The 4,566-nt window shown below is 43.1% G+C and carries 5 protein-coding genes; 4 read left to right on the top strand and 1 reads right to left on the bottom strand.

The features are described from left to right. Positions 1 to 111 precede the first annotated feature (111 nt). Positions 112 to 678: a PhnA domain-containing protein gene (locus VOR_RS0116325; RefSeq protein WP_010320755.1), complete on the bottom strand. Its 567-nt coding sequence runs from the start codon at positions 676 to 678 to the stop codon at positions 112 to 114. A gap of 203 nt (positions 679 to 881) precedes the next feature. On the opposite strand from VOR_RS0116325, the gene VOR_RS0116320 reads away from it, so the two are divergent. The 4 genes from VOR_RS0116320 (at position 882) to VOR_RS0116305 (ending at position 4,525) form a co-directional block, all read left to right on the top strand. After that, positions 882 to 1,964, top strand: coding sequence for a site-2 protease family protein (locus tag VOR_RS0116320; protein WP_010320754.1), 1,083 nt, complete (start codon positions 882 to 884; stop codon positions 1,962 to 1,964). Between the two features lie 105 nt (positions 1,965 to 2,069). After that, positions 2,070 to 2,522 carry a hotdog fold thioesterase gene (locus VOR_RS0116315; protein WP_010320753.1) on the top strand — a complete coding sequence of 151 codons (453 nt, stop codon included), beginning with the start codon at positions 2,070 to 2,072 and terminating at the stop codon, positions 2,520 to 2,522. 1 nt (position 2,523) lies between these two features. Beyond that, positions 2,524 to 2,757, top strand: a complete 234-nt coding sequence (locus tag VOR_RS0116310; RefSeq protein ID WP_010320752.1) for a DUF3389 domain-containing protein — start codon at positions 2,524 to 2,526, stop codon at positions 2,755 to 2,757. A gap of 79 nt (positions 2,758 to 2,836) precedes the next feature. Further along, the gene (locus VOR_RS0116305; protein ID WP_010320751.1) at positions 2,837 to 4,525 is read left to right on the top strand and encodes an SgrR family transcriptional regulator; all 1,689 of its coding nucleotides are present in this window, start codon (positions 2,837 to 2,839) and stop codon (positions 4,523 to 4,525) included. Positions 4,526 to 4,566: the final 41 nt, after the last annotated feature.

Raw genomic sequence — 4,566 nt, 5'->3', positions numbered from 1 at the left:
TTTATGATGCGCTTACTAAAATTTACTAGTTTCACTGCTCATGAAAACAACGGTTTCCGAAAAACAAAGGCGCAAACTAAGTTGCGCCTTTGTTTTATTCGTCAATGGCTATTATTTTTTGCGACAGTATTCAGCAATGATATACATCGATTGGCCATTAGCTTTACCAGAGATCAACTTAGGATCGTCGCTTAAACTGATACCCCGAACCACAGTACCCTGTTTAATGACTTGGCTTGAGCCTTTGATAGGAAGATCTTTAATGATGGTCACGTCGTCGCCTTTTTTCAGTTCTATGCCATTCACATCACGAGGCTTTTCTGCATCATCATCCATACCAATTTCAGCCCACTTTGCTGCTTCTTCTTCAAGATACATCATATCAAGTAGGTCTTGAGCCCAACCTTCAGTGACTGTAAGGCGCTTCAGTTGACGCCACGCCAGTACTTGAACGGGTTGTTCTTGGCTCCACATGCTGTCGTTCAAACAACGCCAGTGGTTCATATCTACTGTTTCTGGGTTCTCAATTTGGCCTTTGCAGATATCACACAACATAACGGCATGGTCAACAGTAACCATAGTGTGTGGCGCTACCACAAATGGAGCTAATGGAGATTCTGATGAACAAAGCTCACATTTTGATTGGCTGCGTTCAAGTAAAGTTGCTTCAGTAGACATAGTACCCACCTTGTAAAAATATGTAAGCGCGTATTATCCACGTTACGACTGGAATTAAAAGGGGAGATGGCAAAAAGCTTGGTATTCGTAAGGGCATTGAACTAAGTCATCTTCAATCGTAAGAAAATCGGCATCGTGCTTTACGCTGTTATTGCTCAAAGGCATAATGAACGCCGTTTTTATGTTTGTATGCAGGTATCACTGTGGAACTCCTCTCGGCTCCATTTTTAGGAAAATCACTTCGTCTCGAAGGTTCAATCTCTGGTTGGCAGCAACTCTATTGGGATAATCAACTGGTCGCGCAATGCGATGCGACAGGGAATAGCGAGGCGACAACGACCCATAGATTTCAGTTGTTAAGTGGGGACTCGACGATCCAATGCGAGCTGAATGTTAATCTGAGTTGGCAGCCTTTTAGACTTCGTTATCAAGCATTAGTCAATGGTGACATTGTCACGCAAGGCGAGCGTTCAGAAAAAGATATTGAAAAACAAACACCCTATAACCCGCCAAAGCGGGAACGACGTTTTAGCCTTATTGGCCTAGTTTCACTTGGTATGAAAGCATTGAAAAGTGCCAAGCTGATTAAAGTTGTTCTGGCGTCAGCAAGTATCGCAGCCTATTCGTGGTTATTTTCCTTCCAGTTTGCTATGGCACTTATTGCCTGTTTAGTGTTCCATGAGTTTGGCCATATCAAAGCGATGAAATATTTTGGTATGAAGACCAAAGGTATTTATCTCATTCCATTTCTTGGTGGTTTGGCATTAAGTGATGAAAAAATTAACACCCGCTGGCAAGATGTGGTGATCTCAATTATGGGGCCATTTTTTGGTTTGCTGCTCTCGGTTGTGCTGGTTGTCGTTTATTGGATAACGGGAGAGATATTTTTTGCGGGCCTTGCTGTTTTTAATGCCTTTCTCAATCTCTTCAATCTATTGCCTATATTGCCGCTTGATGGTGGTCACGTGTTAAAAAGCATCAGCTTTTCTATGAACAGCACTTTGGGGATTGCGTTGTGTGCTCTTGCGGCGATCGCTGGTGTCATTTTGAGCTATTGGCTTGGATTAACCCTGTTCGGCTTTTTATTGATTATGGGCAGCATTGAAATTGTGATGGAATGGAAGCAGCGTCATCAAAGTCATTTGCTACCTCTGAATCGATATGGACAAATTGTAGCTTCACTTTGGTATGTCAGCTTAGTGGCTGCGCTTATCGTTATTATTTGGGGTTTTGCAACGACAGGGGATGAGCTGCTACAACTGCCATTGCGCATTTTAGGTACATGAGCGATAGGATCCGTCGCGAAGACGGAACTGACGGATTACTCGCTGCAAGTCGTAGCCTTTTAAGTATAGAATGGATCTCTTTTACGATGAATGAGACAAAAAAGCATGGATATTTGGAAGAAGCCTATCGATTTAATAACATTAAACGCCACCTCCAAAAACACCTTGATAGAGCATCTCAATATTATTTATACCGATTATACTGATCACTCTTTGTCTGCGACCATGCCTGTTTGTCACTTTACCCATCAGCCGCTTGGTATGCTGCATGGTGGCGCCTCGGTGGTACTTGCGGAAACCCTAGGTTCAGTTGCCGCGAATTTCAGTGTGGATCAAGAACACTATTGTGTAGGGTTAGACATTAATGCTAATCATGTTCGCGCCATGCGAGAGGGGATGGTTATAGGAACAGCGACACCTATCCATCTTGGTATTTCAACGCAAGTATGGCAAATCAATATCACTGATGAGCGCGAACGTTTGGTGTGCACCAGCCGTTTGACGGTCGCAGTACAAAAAATTCGTAACCGTTCTCAAGCTATCAAGGTTGATTTATAAAATGGTGATTGAATTTTCAGGTGGAAAAATCATCGTAACACCCCATGAATTAGTGGTACGAGTATTGGGTGATCTCGCTATCACGCTACAAGCCCAAGCCGATGCTGTTCAGCTCATTGGGAGAGGGGCGAATGTCATCTCTGTAAATTGCTCAGAAAGTAAATGGTCGATTAAGTTGGACAACGAAGAGCAAATTCAGCAACTTTCTCAACAACTCGGCTGTAATATTCTTTAAACAGTGATTAAGACTATTGCATAACCAATATAAAATGAGGAAACTATCTCTGTTTTTTACAAACTGAGATTTCCTCTTTATGAGTAGCCCACGACTTCGCGTTCAATTTGAATCCTTATTTGAGCACTTTAACGGCCAAGATGTTGGTGTCCAGCTAGAAGAGATCACCGAGATCCTTTTCTGCACACGCCGTAATGCGCGTATTGTTTTAAATAAAATGGAGGATGAAGGCTGGATAGAATGGCGTCCTGCGGCGGGGCGTGGAAAATTATCCGATCTCATTTTTAAACGTAGTCGCAGTGATGTCAGTGAAAACCTTGCGCGTCGATACTTAGATGAAGGTAAAATTGGCCATGCATTTTCGGTACTGGATCAAGATGCTGCGAAACTGACGCAAGTGATCCAAAGCTATCTTGGTGTTCAGCATCAAGAAGGACTGCAAGTCATACGGCTGCCTTATTATCGCCCACTTTCGATGCTAAACCCGCTAAAATCCATGCGTCGATCTGAGCAGCATATCGTAATGCAAATTTTTAGTGGGCTAACGCGGCTAGATGAATATGAACAGCTGCAGCCAGATCTCGCTCATACGTGGGAATCGGTGACAGCAACACATTGGCGTTTTTATCTTCGCCCCGGAGTCCGTTTCCACAATGGAGATTTGCTTACCACCGACGGTGTTATCCAAAGTTTGTGGGAACTGCGATTTCTGAATTTATTCTCTCATCTTGATAGGATCAGCTCTCCCTCCAACTGGGTTATCGATATCTTTTTACAAAAAGCGGATAGCCGCTTACCGCTTCTTTTATCTGAGTCATGTGCCAAGATTTTACTACCAGAGTCCAATCGTAGTGATAATTTTGATTTAATGCCGATTGGTACTGGCCCTTACAAAGTCATTTTAAATGATGAAAAACGCTTAGTTTTGCAAGCGTTTGATGGATATTTTGGATTTAGGCCTTTGCTTGACCGGGTCGAAGTGTGGGTGATTGACGAAGTACATTCTTCGATGGTTTTTCCTAGCTTATCGCATCCGATAAAAACAAAGCGAGGTTCATTTACAGAAGACGTGGATCTTGATCCCGGCTGTACTTATTTGTTACTCAATCGAAAAAATGGTGTTGCCGCTGATGAAAATTGGGCTCGCTACCTCACTAATAAACTCAGTACTCTCAACCTATTTCGTCAATTACCAGAAGACAAAGTGGTCGAATTGGGGGTGTTACCTGCTTATGGTTTGAAACCGGGCTGGTATCATCAGTCATCGGGAGATGTTGCCGCTACACCGCCGGGCGAGCGTTCGATCACCATTGCATATCATGCTCAACATCCTATGTTTCCAAGCTTAGTGAAAACAATACAACAGCTGTTAAAAGAAGATGGAATTTCGGTGGAGCTTGTTAAATATGACTTGACGGTTGAAGACACCGATGCTGTCGATGTTTGGGTCAAACCGATGGGAATTGCTAACCATAGAGAAGATGCGTTAGCAGGATGGTTACTTGATTACAGTGATATCGAGCATTTAAGCCGCGCTGAAGATTTTTCGTATTGGTGTCAGTTAGTGGATGAATGGCGCGCCGATCCAAATGCCATATTTCCGGCCAAAGAGATTGGCAAGTCTTTAATAGAAAAACAGCAAGTTATCCCGATGTTCCACTGCTGGTTAGGAATAAGCAAAGATCAATGTGGTGCATTACAAAATGCGAAATGCAATGCGCTAGGCTGGTTTGATTTTAGCAATGTTTGGGTTAAACCAGAGTTGTGATAAAGAGGCTAGAGGCTCAAGCAGGGTAAGCGCATCATAAA

Origin of the sequence: Vibrio ordalii ATCC 33509 (assembly GCA_000257205.1) — a bacterium.
In the GTDB taxonomy this organism is placed as follows: domain Bacteria; phylum Pseudomonadota; class Gammaproteobacteria; order Enterobacterales; family Vibrionaceae; genus Vibrio; species Vibrio ordalii.
Note: the sequence above shows the minus strand (reverse complement) of the source record. Positions and strands in the feature narration are given on the sequence as shown.

Excerpts from the sequence above, each read along its gene's own strand:
- VOR_RS0116325 (WP_010320755.1), bottom strand. The coding sequence starts at position 678 with ATGTCTACTGAAGCAACTTTACTTGAACGCAGCCAATCAAAATGTGAG.
- VOR_RS0116315 (WP_010320753.1), top strand. The coding sequence starts at position 2,070 with ATGGATATTTGGAAGAAGCCTATCGATTTAATAACATTAAACGCCACC.
- VOR_RS0116310 (WP_010320752.1), top strand. The coding sequence starts at position 2,524 with ATGGTGATTGAATTTTCAGGTGGAAAAATCATCGTAACACCCCATGAA.
- VOR_RS0116305 (WP_010320751.1), top strand. The coding sequence starts at position 2,837 with ATGAGTAGCCCACGACTTCGCGTTCAATTTGAATCCTTATTTGAGCAC.